At 69.9% G+C, this 15,720-nt stretch carries 14 protein-coding genes; 13 read left to right on the top strand and 1 reads right to left on the bottom strand.

The genetic code is table 11. From position 1 onward, the window contains the following. The first annotated feature begins 61 nt into the window (after positions 1 to 61). Together JN22_RS10750 and JN22_RS10745 are read left to right on the top strand one after the other, a co-directional pair. Positions 62 to 1,258 (top strand): ABC transporter substrate-binding protein, encoded by a 1,197-nt coding sequence (locus tag JN22_RS10750; protein ID WP_223677670.1) that lies wholly within the window; start codon positions 62 to 64, stop codon positions 1,256 to 1,258. An 8-nt stretch (positions 1,259 to 1,266) separates the two neighbouring features. Beyond that, positions 1,267 to 3,609 (top strand): hybrid sensor histidine kinase/response regulator, encoded by a 2,343-nt coding sequence (locus JN22_RS10745; protein WP_223677669.1) that lies wholly within the window; start codon positions 1,267 to 1,269, stop codon positions 3,607 to 3,609. 33 nt (positions 3,610 to 3,642) lie between these two features. Here JN22_RS10745 and JN22_RS10740 read toward each other — a convergent pair whose 3' ends face one another. Further along, positions 3,643 to 3,876: a hypothetical protein gene (locus tag JN22_RS10740; RefSeq protein ID WP_085553928.1), complete on the bottom strand. Its 234-nt coding sequence runs from the start codon at positions 3,874 to 3,876 to the stop codon at positions 3,643 to 3,645. Positions 3,877 to 4,111: 235 nt separating this feature from the next. Between JN22_RS10740 and JN22_RS10735 the strand changes: the two genes are divergently transcribed. From JN22_RS10735 to paaI, 11 genes are all read left to right on the top strand, one after another. After that, entirely contained in the window at positions 4,112 to 4,936 is an 825-nt protein-coding gene (locus JN22_RS10735) for a Crp/Fnr family transcriptional regulator (RefSeq protein ID WP_085553927.1), read from the top strand. Positions 4,937 to 5,006: 70 nt separating this feature from the next. Next, on the top strand, positions 5,007 to 6,701 hold the full coding sequence (locus tag JN22_RS10730) for a sensor histidine kinase (protein ID WP_179166116.1): 1,695 nt from the start codon (positions 5,007 to 5,009) through the stop codon (positions 6,699 to 6,701). A 695-nt stretch (positions 6,702 to 7,396) separates the two neighbouring features. Beyond that, positions 7,397 to 8,398, top strand: a complete 1,002-nt coding sequence (gene paaA / locus JN22_RS10725) for a 1,2-phenylacetyl-CoA epoxidase subunit PaaA (RefSeq protein ID WP_085553925.1) — start codon at positions 7,397 to 7,399, stop codon at positions 8,396 to 8,398. A 24-nt stretch (positions 8,399 to 8,422) separates the two neighbouring features. Then, a complete protein-coding gene (gene paaB / locus JN22_RS10720) occupies positions 8,423 to 8,725 on the top strand; it encodes a 1,2-phenylacetyl-CoA epoxidase subunit PaaB (protein ID WP_085553924.1) in 303 nt (100 codons plus the stop codon). A 32-nt stretch (positions 8,726 to 8,757) separates the two neighbouring features. Then, on the top strand, positions 8,758 to 9,522 hold the full coding sequence (paaC, locus tag JN22_RS10715) for a 1,2-phenylacetyl-CoA epoxidase subunit PaaC (protein WP_085553923.1): 765 nt from the start codon (positions 8,758 to 8,760) through the stop codon (positions 9,520 to 9,522). 7 nt (positions 9,523 to 9,529) lie between these two features. Continuing rightward, positions 9,530 to 10,051, top strand: coding sequence for a 1,2-phenylacetyl-CoA epoxidase subunit PaaD (gene paaD / locus JN22_RS10710; RefSeq protein WP_085553922.1), 522 nt, complete (start codon positions 9,530 to 9,532; stop codon positions 10,049 to 10,051). Between the two features lie 47 nt (positions 10,052 to 10,098). Beyond that, complete coding sequence (gene paaE / locus JN22_RS10705; protein ID WP_085553921.1) at positions 10,099 to 11,184, top strand: 1,2-phenylacetyl-CoA epoxidase subunit PaaE; 1,086 nt, start codon at positions 10,099 to 10,101, stop codon at positions 11,182 to 11,184. 62 nt (positions 11,185 to 11,246) lie between these two features. Further along, positions 11,247 to 12,929 (top strand): phenylacetic acid degradation protein PaaN, encoded by a 1,683-nt coding sequence (gene paaN, locus JN22_RS10700; protein WP_085553920.1) that lies wholly within the window; start codon positions 11,247 to 11,249, stop codon positions 12,927 to 12,929. Beyond that, a complete protein-coding gene (paaG, locus tag JN22_RS10695) occupies positions 12,926 to 13,729 on the top strand; it encodes a 2-(1,2-epoxy-1,2-dihydrophenyl)acetyl-CoA isomerase PaaG (RefSeq protein WP_085553919.1) in 804 nt (267 codons plus the stop codon). The genes paaN and paaG overlap by 4 nt, the downstream gene beginning before the upstream one ends. After that, entirely contained in the window at positions 13,726 to 15,246 is a 1,521-nt protein-coding gene (gene paaH, locus JN22_RS10690; RefSeq protein WP_223677668.1) for a 3-hydroxyacyl-CoA dehydrogenase PaaH, read from the top strand. Before paaG ends, paaH begins: the two co-directional genes overlap by 4 nt. Continuing rightward, positions 15,239 to 15,697, top strand: a complete 459-nt coding sequence (paaI, locus tag JN22_RS10685; protein ID WP_085553918.1) for a hydroxyphenylacetyl-CoA thioesterase PaaI — start codon at positions 15,239 to 15,241, stop codon at positions 15,695 to 15,697. The genes paaH and paaI overlap by 8 nt, the downstream gene beginning before the upstream one ends. The last annotated feature ends 23 nt before the right edge of the window (positions 15,698 to 15,720 follow it).

The following is a 15,720-nucleotide window of genomic DNA, read 5'->3' as shown; positions in this document are numbered from 1 at the left end:
GCCCAGCCCTGTGCCGAAGCCTGTTGTTCCGGCCGCTTCCTTCAGACGATGGACGATGCCGTTGCCTGTCTTTGTCCGGATCATGATGCTTCTCGCCGTGCTTGCCCTTCCTGGACGGGCGGCCGTCGCGGCATCGGAAACCGCCGCCCGGGCGCCGGTGATCCTCGGGCTGGACGGCGAGTTCGGGCTGGCCAACAGCACCTCGGCGGAATCCATCGAGCGCGGCATCCGCACGGCCATCGACGAGATCAACCGGTCCGGCGGCGTTTTGGGCGGCCGTCCGCTGGATCTGGTGACGCGCGAGCACCGTTCCATCTCGGCGCGCGGCATCAAGAACATCCGCGAGTTGGCGGCCATCCCCAATCTGGTCGCCGTGTATGGCGGTCGCTTCAGCCCGGTGGTGATCGAGGAACTGCCGGTTCTGGAGGAGACCCGCACCCTGTTCCTCGCCCCCTGGTCGTCGGCCGACGCCATCATCGACAACGGCATGAAGCCGAACTACATCTTCCGGTTGAGCCTGCGCGACAGCCTGGCGATGCCCTTCCTGCTGGCGCACGCCCAGCGCCGGGGCTTGAACCGCGTCGGGCTTCTGCTGACCAACACCGCCTGGGGGCGCTCCAACCTGGAGGCGGCCAACCGCTATTTCACGGAGGGCGGCGTGCCGCAGCCGGCGGGGACCGCGTGGTACAACTGGCGCGACCGCTCGCTGATCGACAAGTACCAGGCGCTGGCGCAAGCCGGCGCGCAGGCCATCGTGCTGGTCGCCAACGACGACGAGGCGGCGATCCTGGTGCGCGAGGTCGCCGCCCTGCCGGCGGTGGAGCGGCTGCCCATCCTCAGCCATTGGGGCATCACCGGCGGCGACTTCGTCGGACAGGCCGGGGCAGCCCTGCACGAGGTGGACTTCAGCGTCATCCAGACCGTCAGCCTGTTCCGCACGCCGCCCGACCGCCTCGCTCCCGTCCTGGAAACCACCCGGCGGCTGTTCGGCCTCTCGCGGATCGAGGAGATCGAGGCACCCGTCGGCTTCATCCACGCCTATGACCTGACCCATATTCTGGCCCGCGCCATCGATCTCGCCGGCACCACCGACCGTGCCGCCGTGCGCGACGCCCTGGAGCGGGTCGGGCATTACCAGGGGCTCGCCCGGACCTACGACCGCCCCTTCACCCCGGAGCGTCACGAGGCGCTGACCGAGAAGGAACTCCTGATGGCCCGCTTCACGCGGGACGGCGTTCTCGTGCCCGACGGCGAGTGAAAGGGCGTATGATGACGACACCGGCGGATTCGGCACCGTCCTTCCTGCGCACCGTGCGGCGGCGCTTCACCGACGGGCGGCTGGCCCGCCGTTTCGCCTTCGTGTCGCTGATGCTGGGGGTGCTGCTGGCCGTCCTGATCGGCGCCAGCCTCTATCTGGTGTCAAGCCGCCATCTGATCCGCCAGCACCACGGCAACATCGAGGCCAACGCGGCCCTGGTCGCCCGCCAGACCGAAGGTCTGCTGACCACGCTGGTCGACACGGTGCGCGAACTGTCGGACAACAGCGTCCTGGCCAGCGCGCTGGTCGATTCCGCCGGCAAGGAAGCCTATCTGCTGCCCTTCCTGCGCAGCTTCAACCGGATCGCCAGCGTTCCCGTCGCGCTGATCTTCACCGATTTCGAGGGCGTCCCGATCGCCGACAACGGGCAGCGGACCGGGCAGTGGGCGGGCCGGCTGCGCATGACGCCGGAGGACATGGCCTGGCTGGTCCGCACCATCGCCACCGGCCATCCCGCCGCCACGGTGGTGTGGGAGAACGGCGTCCCGTTCCTGCTGGCGGCGGAGATGCTGATCTATTCGCGCACCGCCTCGCCGGAAGGCGCCCTGCTCTACAAGGTGCCGCTCAACACGCTGGTCCTGCATCCGGAGGCCGCGCTGCGCGCGACCGGCGCGCCGCCGCCGCCGACGGCCGACGGCAACATGGCGGTGGAGGTGCCGCTGTCGCTGCCCGAGCATCTGCTGCCGCTGCGCCTGACCCTGCGGCTGGAGGCCCCGGCAACGCCGTCCGCCGGCTTCCAGTCCTGGGTGCTGCCCTTCTACGGGCTGGTCGCCCTGATGTCCCTGGTGGCGCTCTATTTCGGCAGCCGGGCGGTGGGCAACCACATGACCCGGTCGCTGCGCGATCTGGAGCAGTTGGCCGGCGCCATCGCCAGCGACGGCTTCACCGGGCAGCGCGCCCGCGTGCGCGGCAACGACGAGGTCAGCGGGCTGGCCCGCACCTTCAACGCCATGCTCGACCACATCGGGGCCATCCAGAACGAGCGCGAGATGCGCGCGGTGGAGGAGATCACCGTCCAGCGCACGCTCGCCGAACGGGCGGAGCAGGCCCGCAACGAGGCCGAAAGCTCCAAGAACGAGGCGGAGCGTGCCCGCCAGGAAGCGGTCATGGCGCTGATGGTCGCCGAGCGCGCCAACGCCGCGAAGACCCATTTCCTGGCGGCGGCCAGCCACGACCTGCGCCAGCCGGTGCAGTCGCTGGTCCTGCTGACCTCGGCGCTGGCCGCCAGGCTGGGCGACCACCCGGCCTCCTCACTGGTCGGCAGCATCGAAACCTCGATGGAGGCGCTCTGCCGCCTGCTCGACGCCATCCTCGACGTGTCGAAGCTCGACGCCGGCACGGTGTCGCCCAACGTGCAGGCGGTCTCGCTCGGCGCCATCTTCGAGCGGCTGGACGCCGAGTACCGGCTGCGCGCCGCCGAGAAGGGCATCGGCTTCCGCAGCGTGCCGAACAGCCTGACGCTCTGCGCCGACCCGGCCCTGCTGGAGCGGATCATCCGCAATCTGGTGGAGAACGCGCTCCGCTACACCGACAGCGGGCGCATCCTGCTTGGTTGCCGGCGTGGCCCGTCGGGGCTGCGCATCCAGGTCTTCGACACCGGCATCGGCATCCCGCCGGAGCATCTGGAACGCATCTTCCACGAGTTCTATCAGGTCTCCAACCCGGCGCGCGACCGCGGCAAGGGGTTGGGACTCGGGCTTGCCATCGTCGACCGGCTCGCCCGGCTGCTCGGCTACCGGGTCCATGTCGCCTCCTGGCCCGGCAAGGGGTCCTGCTTCACACTGGAGATCGGCGACCTCACGGCACCGCCGCTGGAGGCCGAGAGGGCGGTTCCCGCCGATCCGGTCGCCCCGGACCCCAGCGGCGGAACCGCCCTGGTCATCGACGACGACCCGCTGGTGCGCGAGGGGCTGAGCCTGCTGATCGAAGGGTTCGGCTGGCGCGTCCTGGCCGCCGACGGCGCGGCGGGCGCCCTGCGGGTGCTGGCCGAATCAGGCCGCCTTCCCGATCTCGTCATCGCCGATTACCGGCTGGCGGACCATGAGACCGGCCTGGACGTCATCCGCGCGGTGGAGGCGGCGATGGCTGGCCGCCCGCCGCTCTGCGTCGTGCTGACCGGCGACACCGCGCCGGAACGGATCGCCGACGCGGAGGCCAGCGGCTACCGCATCCTGCACAAGCCGATCGGCGCCAAGGACATCGCCCTGCTTCTGAACGAGGCGGCGATTACCGCGACGACCCAGGGCCGTCCGGAGCGGCGGAGCCGGGGACCCGCCCTGATCGGCGGCTGATTCCGGGCGACGGTGCCCGGCGGCTGTCGGTTCTCACCCGCCCCCGTCGCGCCCCCGCACCGAAGCCTGCACCACCACGCTGACCTGATCCACCAGCCGTTCGATGATCTGCGCCGGAAGTCCCCCCTCGTGGTGGGCGGCGGCGGCATCCTCCAGGGTTCCCCGCGCCTCATCGACGGTGAGAAGCCCTTTTTCGACCATCGCAATCATCAGCGACTCACAAATCGAGAGCGCGGCCAACCCTGCCGCCTCCTCCTGCGCAGCCATGTCTCGCCCCCGTCGTTTACCACGGTTCCGGCATCATCCTGTCCCGAACCTGTTGAACAACAGGCCGAAATCGGCCCCGTCACACCCGTTCGGGGAAAAATTCTTATGCCCTTAACCTATGTTGTAGCCGTACCGGCCGAAAGGTTGAATCGTTCGTGGCTGCCCTTAATCGGGGTAGAGGCGCGACCGGCATTCAGGCGACAAATATTCTATCAAAGAAAGCAAAGAGACGACCATGACTCGCGCCTCGGCGAGATCCGTGCCGGAAGCCACTCCATTGTGGCTCAAACTCAGCAGCTACCTAATCCTTACGGATGAGGAGAAAGCTTATCTTTCTGAGCTTGAAAGGAATATCTTACGTCAGCCGCCGCGCAGCGATCTTCTCCAGCAGGGAGAGAAGTACCGCGATGTTCGCGTTATGCGTGAAGGCTGGGCGATCCGTCACAAGGCCTTGCCGGACGGCCGCCGCCAGGTCGTCAATTTTGTTCTCCCCGGCGATATCATCGGGATGTATTCGACCTTGTTCGAGTCCGCCGACCACAGCGTCACCACGCTGACGGCGGTCGAGGTCGCCTGTTTCCCCCCCGACCGGATCGTCGAACTGTTCCGCAGCTTTCCCCGTCTGGCCGCCGCGCTCGCCTGGTCGGGGGCGCGCGAGGAGGCCATCGTCGCCGAGCGGCTGCTCAGCCTCGGCCGGCGCACCGCGCTGGAACGCACCGCCCACCTGATCGTCGAGCTGCTGCGCCGGCTCACCACCGTCAACATGGCGGACAACGGGCATTTCACGCTGCCGGTGACCCAGGAGATTCTGGCCGACGCCCTTGGCCTCAGCATCGTCCACATCAACCGAACCCTGCGCCGGCTGCGCGACAGCGGCCTGATCGAGCTGAACGGCCAGCGGATCACCGTCAACGACGTCCGCCAGCTCGCCTCGGTCGGGCAGTTCGACGAGCTGTACCTCCACCTGATCCGTGCCCCGAAACGGTTGGAGCGCGCCTTTTCCGGAGAGGAGCGCCGCCCCCATGCCGGCGGCGCCGGCGAGGGCAGGCGGAAGATGTAGGATTCGGCCCGCGCGCCGGGGAGCGGCGCTCCCCGCCCCTCATCTCCGACCATCCGAAAAGACGAACGCCTTGACCCAAGCCTCCGACCAGGGTGTCCCCCCGAACCTCGACCAGCGGCTCGCCGCCCCCGCCCCCGGCGATCAGCCGGCACAGGTGCGGCGGATGGTGCGCCGGCTGGGCATCGGCGCCGCCCTGCTCGCCGTCACCGTGGCGCTGCTGCTCACCTTCGCCGGCTACCGCGCCTACCGGGAGACGAACACCGAGGTCCTGCGCGAAACCGAACTTCTGGTGGAGACGCTGTCCGGTCACGCGGCCCGCTTCATCGAGGCCGCGGACCTGATGCTCGACCGGCTGCGCCAGCTGGGCGAGGAAACCGGCTGGAGCGACCCGGCCCAATCAGCCCGCCTGCCTGCCGAGCTGCGGAGGCTGCGCGGCCTCATGCCGGCCGTCATGCGACTGGGAATCTGGGATGCCGAGGGGCGCCAGCTGGCCTCGACGGAGGACGATCTGCCGGCCGGATTCTCGGTCGCCGATCGGCCCTACTTCGCCACCCACCGTCCTGGCCCCGGCGGCACCGCGCCGGAGACGGCCAACGCCTCCCTGGCGATCAGCGAACCGCTGGCATCGCAGGTGGACGGCTCGACGATCATCGTGCTGAGCCGCCGGATGAGCCGGCCCGACGGCGGTTTCGCCGGAATCGTGACGCTGTCCTTCAAACCCATGGAATTGACCCTGCCTCCGACGCGGCCGCCTCCGGGCGGCCCCGCGTCGGTCTTCTGGACCCTGGGCGACCAGCGGATGCTGGCGGCCGAGGGGCCGACGGCGGAGCCCGCGGCCGCAACCGGGCAGGAACCGGCCCGCCGTCGGGTCGGCGCCTATCCATTGTTCGTCGAGGCGCTTCCGCCCAAGGGGGCGGAGTTCGACCGCTGGCTCGCCCTGATGTTGCCGCAGCTGGCGCTGGGGCTGGTCGTGCTGTTCGGTTTCGGGGCGGGCGCCTGGATCCTCCTGCGCTGGGCGTCGGCCGAGGATGCGCACCGCAGCACCCTGGCCACGCTGGCGACCCGGCTGCGCCGGTCCAACGCCGACCTGGAGGAGCGCGTCGCCGAGCGCACCAGGGAATTGTCCGAAGCGGTGGCCCAGCGCGACCTGCTGATGAAGGAGGTCAACCACCGGCTGAAGAACAGCCTGCAACTGGCCTGCGCGCTGGTGCAGATGCAGGGGCAGACCGGCTCCACCCCGGAGGTCCGGCAGCAGCTCGCCGACACGGTGGCGCGCCTTCAGGCGATCGCCCGCGTCCATGACCAGCTCTACCAGACCGACGATGTCCGCCGGGTGGAGGCCGCCCCCTATCTGCGGACGCTGTGCGCCGACTTGGAGCAGTCGACGCTGGCGAGCCAGCGCTTCTGGCGCATCGTCGTGACCGCCGATCCGGTCGATCTGCCGACCGATCAGGCGGTGCCGGTCGGGCTGATGGTCAATGAGCTCGTCACCAACGCCCTGAAGCACGGGCAGCCAGCCGAGGCGGATGGAGGCAACTGGGTCGTCGAGGTCGGGTTTTCCCAGCTCGCCGACGGACGGCTCCGCCTCACGGTGCGCGACCATGGCACCGGGCTGCCCGACGACACGCTGCCCCGGAGGGACGGAAGCCTGGGCATGAAGCTGCTCAACGGCCTGACCCGACAGTTGAACGCCACCCTGGCCGTCGAGAACGCCGCGCCGGGGGCACGGTTCATCATGACCTTCCGCCCCCAGGACGTGGCGTGAGGCGGGAACGCGTCGCAGGACCGCAATCCTGATCACGCCGCCATTGCTTGGGGCGGCGCGCCGGCAGGGGCAAGGATTCGGATAAAAACGCATCCGGTGGCGCCCACGGTTCGGAATATAAACCCTTCAGTTGCATCGCACGGGAAATTCACTTCCCATTTCGGGAATAATGAAAGGTTGTCCCAGGGCCACTCTGTGAAGGACGCCGCGACCAGCGGCGAATTCAATAAAATTTGAATCGGATCTTATTGTCTCTGCCGTTTTTTTGAACACGAACGCATGAAATTCTTCGCCACGCAGAGCACATCCTAAGATTGATTTCAGCACCCAGGCTCCGGATGGCGTGGTGGCGCGTCGGATGATGTCCCGACGGGATGCCTTGCCGGCCATGCCGTTCGGGCAGCCGCGTGTTCGGAAACGCCGTCTTTCCTCGCCACCCGCGATTTGCGTCGCAGCAATCCGCGATCCAGCCTCCGATCTGTATCGGACATCGCGTCGTCGGCGCAGCCCGTCGCGTCGCGCGGCACCGCCCCCGCGCCGACCGCAGCAAGACGGAAATCCAGAGCGGCTGCCGATTCGACGCCCCCATGGAGCGATTCCAATATGACACATAATCGCGCTTTACATGGATTGATCTGTATCATATTTTCCCCTTAGACAGTTCGTTGGACGCGCAATCAATCGCAGGGACGTCGATGTACACGCAAGGTTTGGACAGCAAGACCGAGCATGGCACCCAGCCGCCGCCCCGGCTGGTGACCGCCGAGGACAGCCGCTTCCAGGAACGCGTCGACGCCGAGGAGAAGATCGAGCCGCGCGACTGGATGCCCGAGGGCTACCGGCGCACCCTGGTCCGCCAGATCTCGCAGCATGCCCATTCGGAGATCGTCGGCATGCTGCCGGAGGGCAACTGGATCACCCGCGCGCCCAGCCTGCGCCGCAAGGTCGCCCTGCTGGCCAAGGTGCAGGACGAAGGCGGGCACGGCCTCTACCTCTACAGCGCCGCCGAGACGCTGGGCGTGTCGCGCGACGAGCTGGTCGAGCAACTCCTGTCCGGCAAGGCCAAATATTCCAGCATCTTCAACTATCCGACGCCGACCTGGGCCGACATCGGCGCCATCGGCTGGCTGGTCGACGGTGCCGCCATCATGAACCAGGTGCCGCTCTGCCGCTGCTCCTACGGCCCCTACGCCCGCGCCATGGTGCGCGTCTGCCGGGAGGAGAGCTTCCACCAGCGCCAAGGCTACGAGCTGATGCTGGCGCTCGCCACCGGCACGGCGGAACAGAAGCGGATGGCGCAGGACGCGCTGAACCGCTGGTGGTGGCCGGCCCTGATGATGTTCGGCCCGTCCGATGACCAGTCGGCCCATTCCGCCCAGAACATGGCCTGGAAGATCAAGCGCTTCTCCAACGACGAGCTGCGCCAGCGCTTCGTCGACGCCACCGTCCCGCAGGCCGAGTTCCTGGGCCTGACCATCCCCGACCCGGACCTGCGCCTCGACCCCGAGAGCGGCCATTACCGCTTCGGCGCCATCGACTGGACCGAATTCAACGAAATCCTGAAGGGCAACGGCCCCTGCAACCGCGAGCGCATCGAGGCCCGGCGCAAGGCGTGGGACGAGGGCGCCTGGGTGCGCGAGGCCGCCGGCGCCCACGCCGCCAAGCGCGCCGCCCGCGCGCTGAAGAAGGCCGGCTGACAAGAGACACGAGGGAAAGAGACCATGGCCCCGCCAAACACCGATCGCAAGGACTGGCCGCTGTTCGAGATCTTCATCCGCCCGAAGAACGGCCTCAGCCACAAGCATGTCGGCAGCCTGCACGCCGCCGACGCCCGCATGGCGCTCGACAACGCCCGCGACGTCTACACCCGCCGTGGCGAGGGCGTCAGCATCTGGGCGGTGCCGGCGGCCAGCATCGCCGCCTCCGACCCGTCCGAGAAGGCCAGCCTGTTCGAGCCGGCGGACGACAAGATCTACCGCCATCCGACCTTCTACGACATCCCCGCCGCCGTGAAGAACATCTGACATGAAGACCATCTGACACGGAAGGCCATCGCATGAGCACGGATCGCCAACAGGCCCTGTTCGGCTACGCGTTGCGGCTGGGCGACACCAGCCTGGTGCTCGGGCACCGGCTGTCGGAATGGTGCGGCCACGCACCGGAGCTGGAGGAGGACATCGCGCTGACCAACGTCGCGCTGGACCTCGTCGGCCACGCCCGCCTGCTGCTGAGTTACGCCGGTGAGACCGAGGGGAAGGGCCGCGACGAGGATCGCCTCGCCTACCGCCGCGACGTCTTCGACTACCGCAATCATCTGCTGGTCGAGCAGCCCAACCGCGACTTCGGCCACACCATCGTTCGCCAGTTCCTGCACGATTCCTGGGCGGCCGAGCTGTACGGCCGCCTCGCCGCCTCGGCCGACGCCACGCTGGCCGGCATCGCCGCCAAGGCGGCCAAGGAGGTGCGCTACCACGTCCGCCACAGCGCCGACTGGCTGATCCGGCTCGGCGACGGCACCGATGTCAGCCGGGCCAGGGTCGCCGACGCGCTGGAGCGGCTGTGGCCCTACACCGGCGAGATGTTCGAGCGCGACCCCGCCGAGGAGACGCTGGTCGCCGCCGGCATCGTCCCCGACCCGGCCGAGCTGCGCGCCGCCTGGAACGCCCGCGTCTCCGCCGTGCTGGACGAGGCGACTTTGGAGCGTCCGGCCGACGGCTGGATGCAGAAGGGCGGGCGGCGCGGCGAGCACAGCGAGCATCTCGGCTATCTGCTGGCCGAAATGCAGTTCCTGCCGCGCGCCTACCCCGACGCGGTGTGGTGAGGCGACCATGCCCGACGCAGCAGGCTGCTGGGGACCGGAGCCGGGGGCCGATGCGGCGGTGAAGGCCGCGTGGGAGGCCCTGGCCACGGTCATGGACCCGGAAATTCCGGTGCTGAGCGTGGTCGAGCTGGGGATCGTCCGCTCGGTGGCGCGCGACGCGTCCGGCCGGCTGGCGGTCACGGTGACCCCGACCTATTCCGGCTGCCCGGCCACCGGCGTGATCGTGCTGGAGGTGGAGACCGCGCTGGCACGCGCCGGGCTCGACGCGCGGGTGTCGGTGGTGATCGCGCCGCCCTGGACGACCGACTGGATCAGCGACAGCGGCCGCGCCAAGCTGGCCGGGGTCGGCATCGTCCCTCCGCCGAAATCCGGCAAGCGCGCGCTGACCGCTCCCGACGAGGCGGTCGCCTGCCCGCTGTGCGGGTCGGCCGATACCATGCAGATCAGCCGCTTCGGCTCGACCGCCTGCAAGGCGCTGCACCGCTGCAACGCCTGTCTTGAACCGTTCGACGTCTTCAAATGCCATTGAGCGGCCCCGACCGAGCGGCCGTACGTCCGACAAGGAATCCCGTCCCCATGAGCGCCCCCAGCTTCCACCCGCTGACCATCCGCGAGTGCCGCCGGGAAACCGCCGACACCGTGTCGATCCTCTTCGACGTCCCGCCCGGCCTCGCCGACCGCTACCGCTTCGTCCAGGGCCAGCACCTCACCCTGAAGACGACGCTGGGAGGCGAGGAGGTCCGCCGCTCCTATTCGATCTGCTCCGGGGTCGACGAGGGCGAACTGCGCGTCGCGGTGAAGCGGGTGGAGGGCGGCCTGTTCTCCACCCACGCCAACCAGACGCTGGCGCCGGGCGCGGTGATCGAGGTGATGACGCCGATGGGCCGCTTCACCACGCCGCTCGACCCGGCGGCGGCGCGAACCTACGTCGCCTTCGCGGCCGGCAGCGGCATCACGCCGATCCTGTCGATCCTGAAGACGGTGCTGACCCGCGAGCCCCGGAGCCGCTTCCTGCTGGTCTACGGCAACCGCACGGTTTCCTCGATCATCTTCCGCGAGGAACTGGAGGATCTGAAGAACCGCTTCATGGACCGGCTGGTCATCCACCATCTGCTCAGCCGCGAACCGGAGGAGGCCGGGCTGCTGTCCGGCCGCATCGACGCCGCCCTGGTTCGCGAGCTGTGCGACGGGGCGATCGACGCCGCCGCGATCGACGCCGCCTTCCTGTGCGGCCCGCAACCGATGGTCGAGGCGGTGCGCGACGCCCTGGCGGCGGCCGGCACCCCGCCCGAGCGCATCCATCTGGAGCTGTTCGGCACCGCCCCCGGTCCGCGCCCCGCCCGGCCGAAGACCGTCGCCGACAGCCACAGCCCGGCCGACGCCGCAACCATCGCCATTCTTCAGGACGGCAAGCGCAAGGAGTTCGCGCTCGCCTATGACGGGGAAAGCATCCTCGACGCCGCCCACCGGCATGGCGCCGACCTGCCCTACTCCTGCAAGTCCGGTGTCTGCTGCACCTGCCGCGCCAAGCTGCGCGAGGGCAAGGTGGAGATGGCCGAGAACTACTCCCTGGAACCCTGGGAGGTCGAGGCCGGCTATGTCCTGACCTGCCAGTCGCGCCCGCTGACCGAGCGGGTCGTCATCGATTTCGACGCCGCCTGAAGACGCGCGCCCGCAAGACGCGACAGAACGCACAACGCGACAAAAGAACGAGGAAACGCCCGATGACCACCACCCCGCAGAGCCTGTTCGCCACCCACGAGGCCACGCTGCGCCAAGCCGTCGAGGCCAGCCGCAGCCGCGCCTACTGGTCGGCCTTCCCCGAGATGCCGAGCCCGCGCGCCTATGGCGAGACGGCGGCGGCGGATGGCGAGGCGGCCTTCGCGGGGTACAAGGACAAACCCTTCGCCCTGGAACAGCCCGGAACCACCGGCACGGCCGGCGGAGAGCGGTCGCCCTTCGGCTTCGATCTCGGCGTCACCTACCCGGTGTCGGACATCGACGCGCTGCTGGCGGCCGCCAAGGCGGCGATGCCGGGCTGGCGCAAGGCCGGGCCGGACGGCCGCGCCGGGGTCTGCGTGGAAATCCTGAAACGGCTGAACGCCCGCAGCTTCGAAATCGCCAACGCGGTGATGCACACCACGGGGCAGGCATTCATGATGGCCTTCCAGGCCGGCGGCCCGCACGCCCAGGACCGCGGGCTTGAGGCCGTCGCCTATGGCTGGGCGGCGATGACCGCCCAGGCGCCGGCCGCCCGCTGGGAGAAGCCGCAGGGCAAGAATCCGCCGCTGGTGATGGACAAGCGCTTCGAGGTGGTCGGGCGCGGCGTCGCGCTGGTCATCGGCTGCGCCACCTTCCCGACCTGGAACGGCTATCCGGGCCTGTTCGCCAGCCTCGTCACCGGCAACGCGGTGATCGTCAAGCCGGGGCCGACCGCCGTCCTGCCGCTCGCCATCACCGTCCGCATCGCCCGCGAGGTGCTGGCCGAGGCCGGGCTCGACCCCAACCTCGTGACGCTCGCCGTCGGCGACACCATCGCCAAGGATCTGGCGCTGAGGCCGGAAGTGGCGATCATCGACTACACCGGCTCGACCGGCTTCGGAGACTGGCTGGAGCAGAACGCCCGTCAGGCCCAGGTCTACACCGAGAAGGCCGGCGTCAACACGGTGGTCATCGACGGCACCGACGATCCCAAGGGCATGGTCCGCAACCTCGCCTTCACGCTCAGCCTCTATTCGGGGCAGATGTGCACGACGACGCAGGTGATCTTCGTGCCGAAGGACGGCATCCAGGCCGGCGCCGAGCGGATGGGCTTCGATCAGGTGGTCGCGGCGCTGGCCGGCGGGGTCGACAAGTTCCTGTCCGACCCGGAGCGCGCGGTGGAGGTGCTGGGCGCCATCCAGTCCGACGCCACGCTGGCCCGCATCGAGGAGGCGTCCAAGCTCGGCACCGTCGCCCTGCCGTCGCGCGCCATCGCCCATCCCAAATTCCCCGAGGCCCGCGTCCGCACGCCGCTGATCCTGACCATGGACGCGGCCGACGAGGACAAATACGGGCACGAGCTGTTCGGCCCGATCGCCATCGTCGTGAAGACGGAGTCCACCGCCGACAGCCTGGAGCGCGCCGCCCGCCTGACCCGGACCAGGGGGGCCCTGACCGCCGGCCTCTACTCCACCGATCCGGCCCTGATCGAGCGGGCGACCGAGACCTTCGTCGAGGCCGGGGTCGCCCTGTCGGTCAATTTGACCGGCGGCGTCTTCGTCAACCAGTCGGCGGCCTTCAGCGACTTCCACGGCACCGGCGCCAACCCGGCCGCCAACGCCGCTCTGTGCGACCTCGCCTTCGTCGCCAACCGCTTCCGCGTCGTGCAGAGCCGCGTTCCCGTCATCGCGGAGGCCGCCCAATGAGCGGTTCGGAAACCGAGAGGAGCGTTCTCCTCGCGATCGCCGACGGCGTCGCCACCATCACGCTGAACCGCCCCGACCGGCTCAACAGCTTCACCGCCGCCATGCACGACGAGCTTCGCCAGGCGCTGGCCGAGGTGCGGGAGGACCGCTCCGTCCGCTGCCTGCTGCTGACCGGCGCCGGGCGCGGCTTCTGCGCCGGTCAGGATCTGTCCGACCGGGCCGTCGCCCCCGGCGCCAAGGGGCCGGATCTCGGCGTCTCGATCGAGACGAACTACAACCCGCTGATCCGCACGTTGCGCGACCTGCCGATGCCGGTGGTCTGCGCGGTCAACGGCGTGGCGGCGGGGGCCGGGGCCAACATCGCGCTGGCCTGCGACATCGTGCTCGCCGCCCGCTCGGCCAGCTTCATCCAGGCCTTCTGCAAGATCGGGCTGATCCCCGATTCCGGCGGCACCTGGACCTTGCCGCGTCTGGTCGGGCAGGCGCGCGCCATGGCGCTCGCCATGCTCGGCGACAAGGTGCCGGCGGAACAGGCCGAAGCCTGGGGCATGATCTGGAAGGTGGTGGACGACGAGCGGCTGATGGCGGAGGCCGGTGCCCTCGCCCGCCACCTCGCCACCCAGCCGACCCACGGGCTGGCTCTGATCAAGCGGGCGATCCACGCCTCATCCACCAACGACCTCGACACCCAGCTCGACCTGGAGCGCGATTTCCAGCGGGAAGCCGGCCGGTCCAGCGACTACCGGGAGGGTGTGGCCGCCTTCATCGAGAAGCGCGCGCCGACCTTCGAGGGCCGATGATGACGGCGCTGTCCCCCTCCGTCACCGTGGCCGTGGTCGGCAGCGGCGCCATGGGCCAGGGCATCGCCCAGGTCGCGGCGCAGGCCGGCCACACGGTCCTGCTGTTCGACACCCGTCCCGGCGCCGCCGGGGCCGCCATCGAGGCCATCGCCAAGGCCCTGACCGCGCTGGTCGAAAAGGGCAAGCGCAGCGCCGCCGAGCGCGACGCCACGCTGGACCGGCTGTGCGCCGTGGACGGCCTTGCCGACCTCGCCCCGGCCGGGCTGGTCGTCGAGGCCATCGTCGAGGACCTCGACGTCAAGCGCCGCCTGTTCGCCGGGATCGAGGCCGTCGTCGCCCCCGACGCCATCCTGACGACCAACACCTCGTCCCTGTCGGTCACCGCCATCGCGGCCGGAGTGGCGCGGCCGGAGCGACTGGCCGGCCTGCATTTCTTCAACCCGGCGCCGCTGATGGCCCTGGTCGAGGTGGTCAGCGGGCTGGCGACCGCCGCCGATGTTCTGGACAGCCTGTTCGACACGGCGCGCGCCTGGGGCAAGAGTCCGGTGCGCTGCCGGTCCACCCCCGGCTTCATCGTCAACCGGGTCGCCCGTCCCTTCTACGCCGAGGGGCTGCGGCTGCTCCAGGAGGGTGCGGCCGATCCCGCCACCCTCGACGCGGTGATGCGCGAGGCCGGCGGCTTCCGCATGGGGCCGTTCGAGTTGATGGATCTGATCGGCCACGACGTGAACTTCGCGGTGACCCGCTCGGTCCACGCCGCCTATTTCGGCGATCCGCGCTTCCAGCCCTCGCTGATCCAGCAGGAGCTGGTCGAGGCCGGACGGCTCGGCCGCAAGAGCGGACGCGGCTTCTACGACCACAGTCCCGGTGCCGCCCGGCCAGCGACGAGCGAGGCCGCCGCCGGCCCGCGCCCGTCGCGCGTCGTGGTCGAGGGCGACCTCGGTCCCGCCGCCGCCCTGCCCGGCCTGCTGCGGGACGCCGGGGCGACGGTCGAGGAACGGCCCGGCGACGGCGTCCTCATGGTGGACGGTGTCACGCTGGCCCTGACCGACGGACGCAGCGCCACCCAGCGCGCCGCCGAGGACGGCCGGACGCCCCTGGTCCTGTTCGATCTGGCGCTGGACTGGAGCAAGGCGACCCGCGTCGCCCTGGCGGCCGCCGACGGCACCCCGGCCGAGGCCCTCGCCAGCGCCGCCGGGCTGTTCCAGGCGCTGGGCAAGAACGTCTCGGTGATCGACGACGCGCCCGGCATGGTCGTCCTGCGCACCGTCGCCATGCTCGCCAACGAGGCGGCGGACGCGGCGTTCCAGGGCGTCGCCTCCCCCGCCGACATCGACCTCGCGATGACCAAGGGCGTCAACTACCCGCTGGGGCCGCTGGCCTGGGCCGACCGCATCGGCGGAACCCGCGTGCTGGCGGCGCTCGACGCGCTGGCCCGCACCTACGGCGAGGACCGCTACCGCGCCTCGGCGCTGCTGCGCCGCAAGATCTGGGGAGGAACCCATTTTCATGGCTGAGACCAACGACGCCGCGTCCACTCTCAACGCCCAGGCCGTCGCCGAGGCGGTCGGGCGCGGCATGTACGAGCGCGACCATTGCGCCCGGGCCCACGGCATCGAGCTGCTGGCGATCGCCCCCGGCTACGCCCGCATGACCATGATCGTGCGCAAGGACATGGTGAACGGCCACGACATCGGCCATGGCGGCATGACCTTCACGCTGGCCGACACCGCCTTCGCCTACGCCTGCAACGCCGCCAACGAGGCGACGGTGGCGGCCGGCTGCTCCATCACCTTCCCCGCCCCGGCGAAACTGGGCGACCAACTGACGGCCGAATGCCGGGAGATCCACCGGCGCGGGCGGTCGGGCGTCTACGACGTCACCGTCACCAACCAGGACGGCGCGGTCGTCGGGCTGTTCCGCGGCCAATCGGCGCGCATCAAGGGAAACGTGGTCGAACTCGGCTGAGTCGGCCACCATCTGTTCGTTGG

It is taken from the genome of Azospirillum agricola (genome assembly GCF_020005195.1).
GTDB lineage: Bacteria > Pseudomonadota > Alphaproteobacteria > Azospirillales > Azospirillaceae > Azospirillum > Azospirillum agricola.
This window is presented reverse-complemented; position numbering and strand designations above follow the sequence as displayed.

What these genes read in the sequence shown, in the direction of transcription:
- paaI (WP_085553918.1), top strand. Translation starts at nt 15,239, where the DNA reads ATGGCTGAGACCAACGACGCCGCGTCCACTCTCAACGCCCAGGCCGTC.
- JN22_RS10740 (WP_085553928.1), bottom strand. Translation starts at nt 3,876, where the DNA reads ATGGCTGCGCAGGAGGAGGCGGCAGGGTTGGCCGCGCTCTCGATTTGT.
- paaC (WP_085553923.1), top strand. Translation starts at nt 8,758, where the DNA reads ATGAGCACGGATCGCCAACAGGCCCTGTTCGGCTACGCGTTGCGGCTG.
- paaD (WP_085553922.1), top strand. Translation starts at nt 9,530, where the DNA reads ATGCCCGACGCAGCAGGCTGCTGGGGACCGGAGCCGGGGGCCGATGCG.
- paaB (WP_085553924.1), top strand. Translation starts at nt 8,423, where the DNA reads ATGGCCCCGCCAAACACCGATCGCAAGGACTGGCCGCTGTTCGAGATC.
- paaN (WP_085553920.1), top strand. Translation starts at nt 11,247, where the DNA reads ATGACCACCACCCCGCAGAGCCTGTTCGCCACCCACGAGGCCACGCTG.
- JN22_RS10735 (WP_085553927.1), top strand. Translation starts at nt 4,112, where the DNA reads ATGACTCGCGCCTCGGCGAGATCCGTGCCGGAAGCCACTCCATTGTGG.
- paaA (WP_085553925.1), top strand. Translation starts at nt 7,397, where the DNA reads ATGTACACGCAAGGTTTGGACAGCAAGACCGAGCATGGCACCCAGCCG.
- JN22_RS10745 (WP_223677669.1), top strand. Translation starts at nt 1,267, where the DNA reads ATGATGACGACACCGGCGGATTCGGCACCGTCCTTCCTGCGCACCGTG.
- paaE (WP_085553921.1), top strand. Translation starts at nt 10,099, where the DNA reads ATGAGCGCCCCCAGCTTCCACCCGCTGACCATCCGCGAGTGCCGCCGG.
- paaH (WP_223677668.1), top strand. Translation starts at nt 13,726, where the DNA reads ATGATGACGGCGCTGTCCCCCTCCGTCACCGTGGCCGTGGTCGGCAGC.
- paaG (WP_085553919.1), top strand. Translation starts at nt 12,926, where the DNA reads ATGAGCGGTTCGGAAACCGAGAGGAGCGTTCTCCTCGCGATCGCCGAC.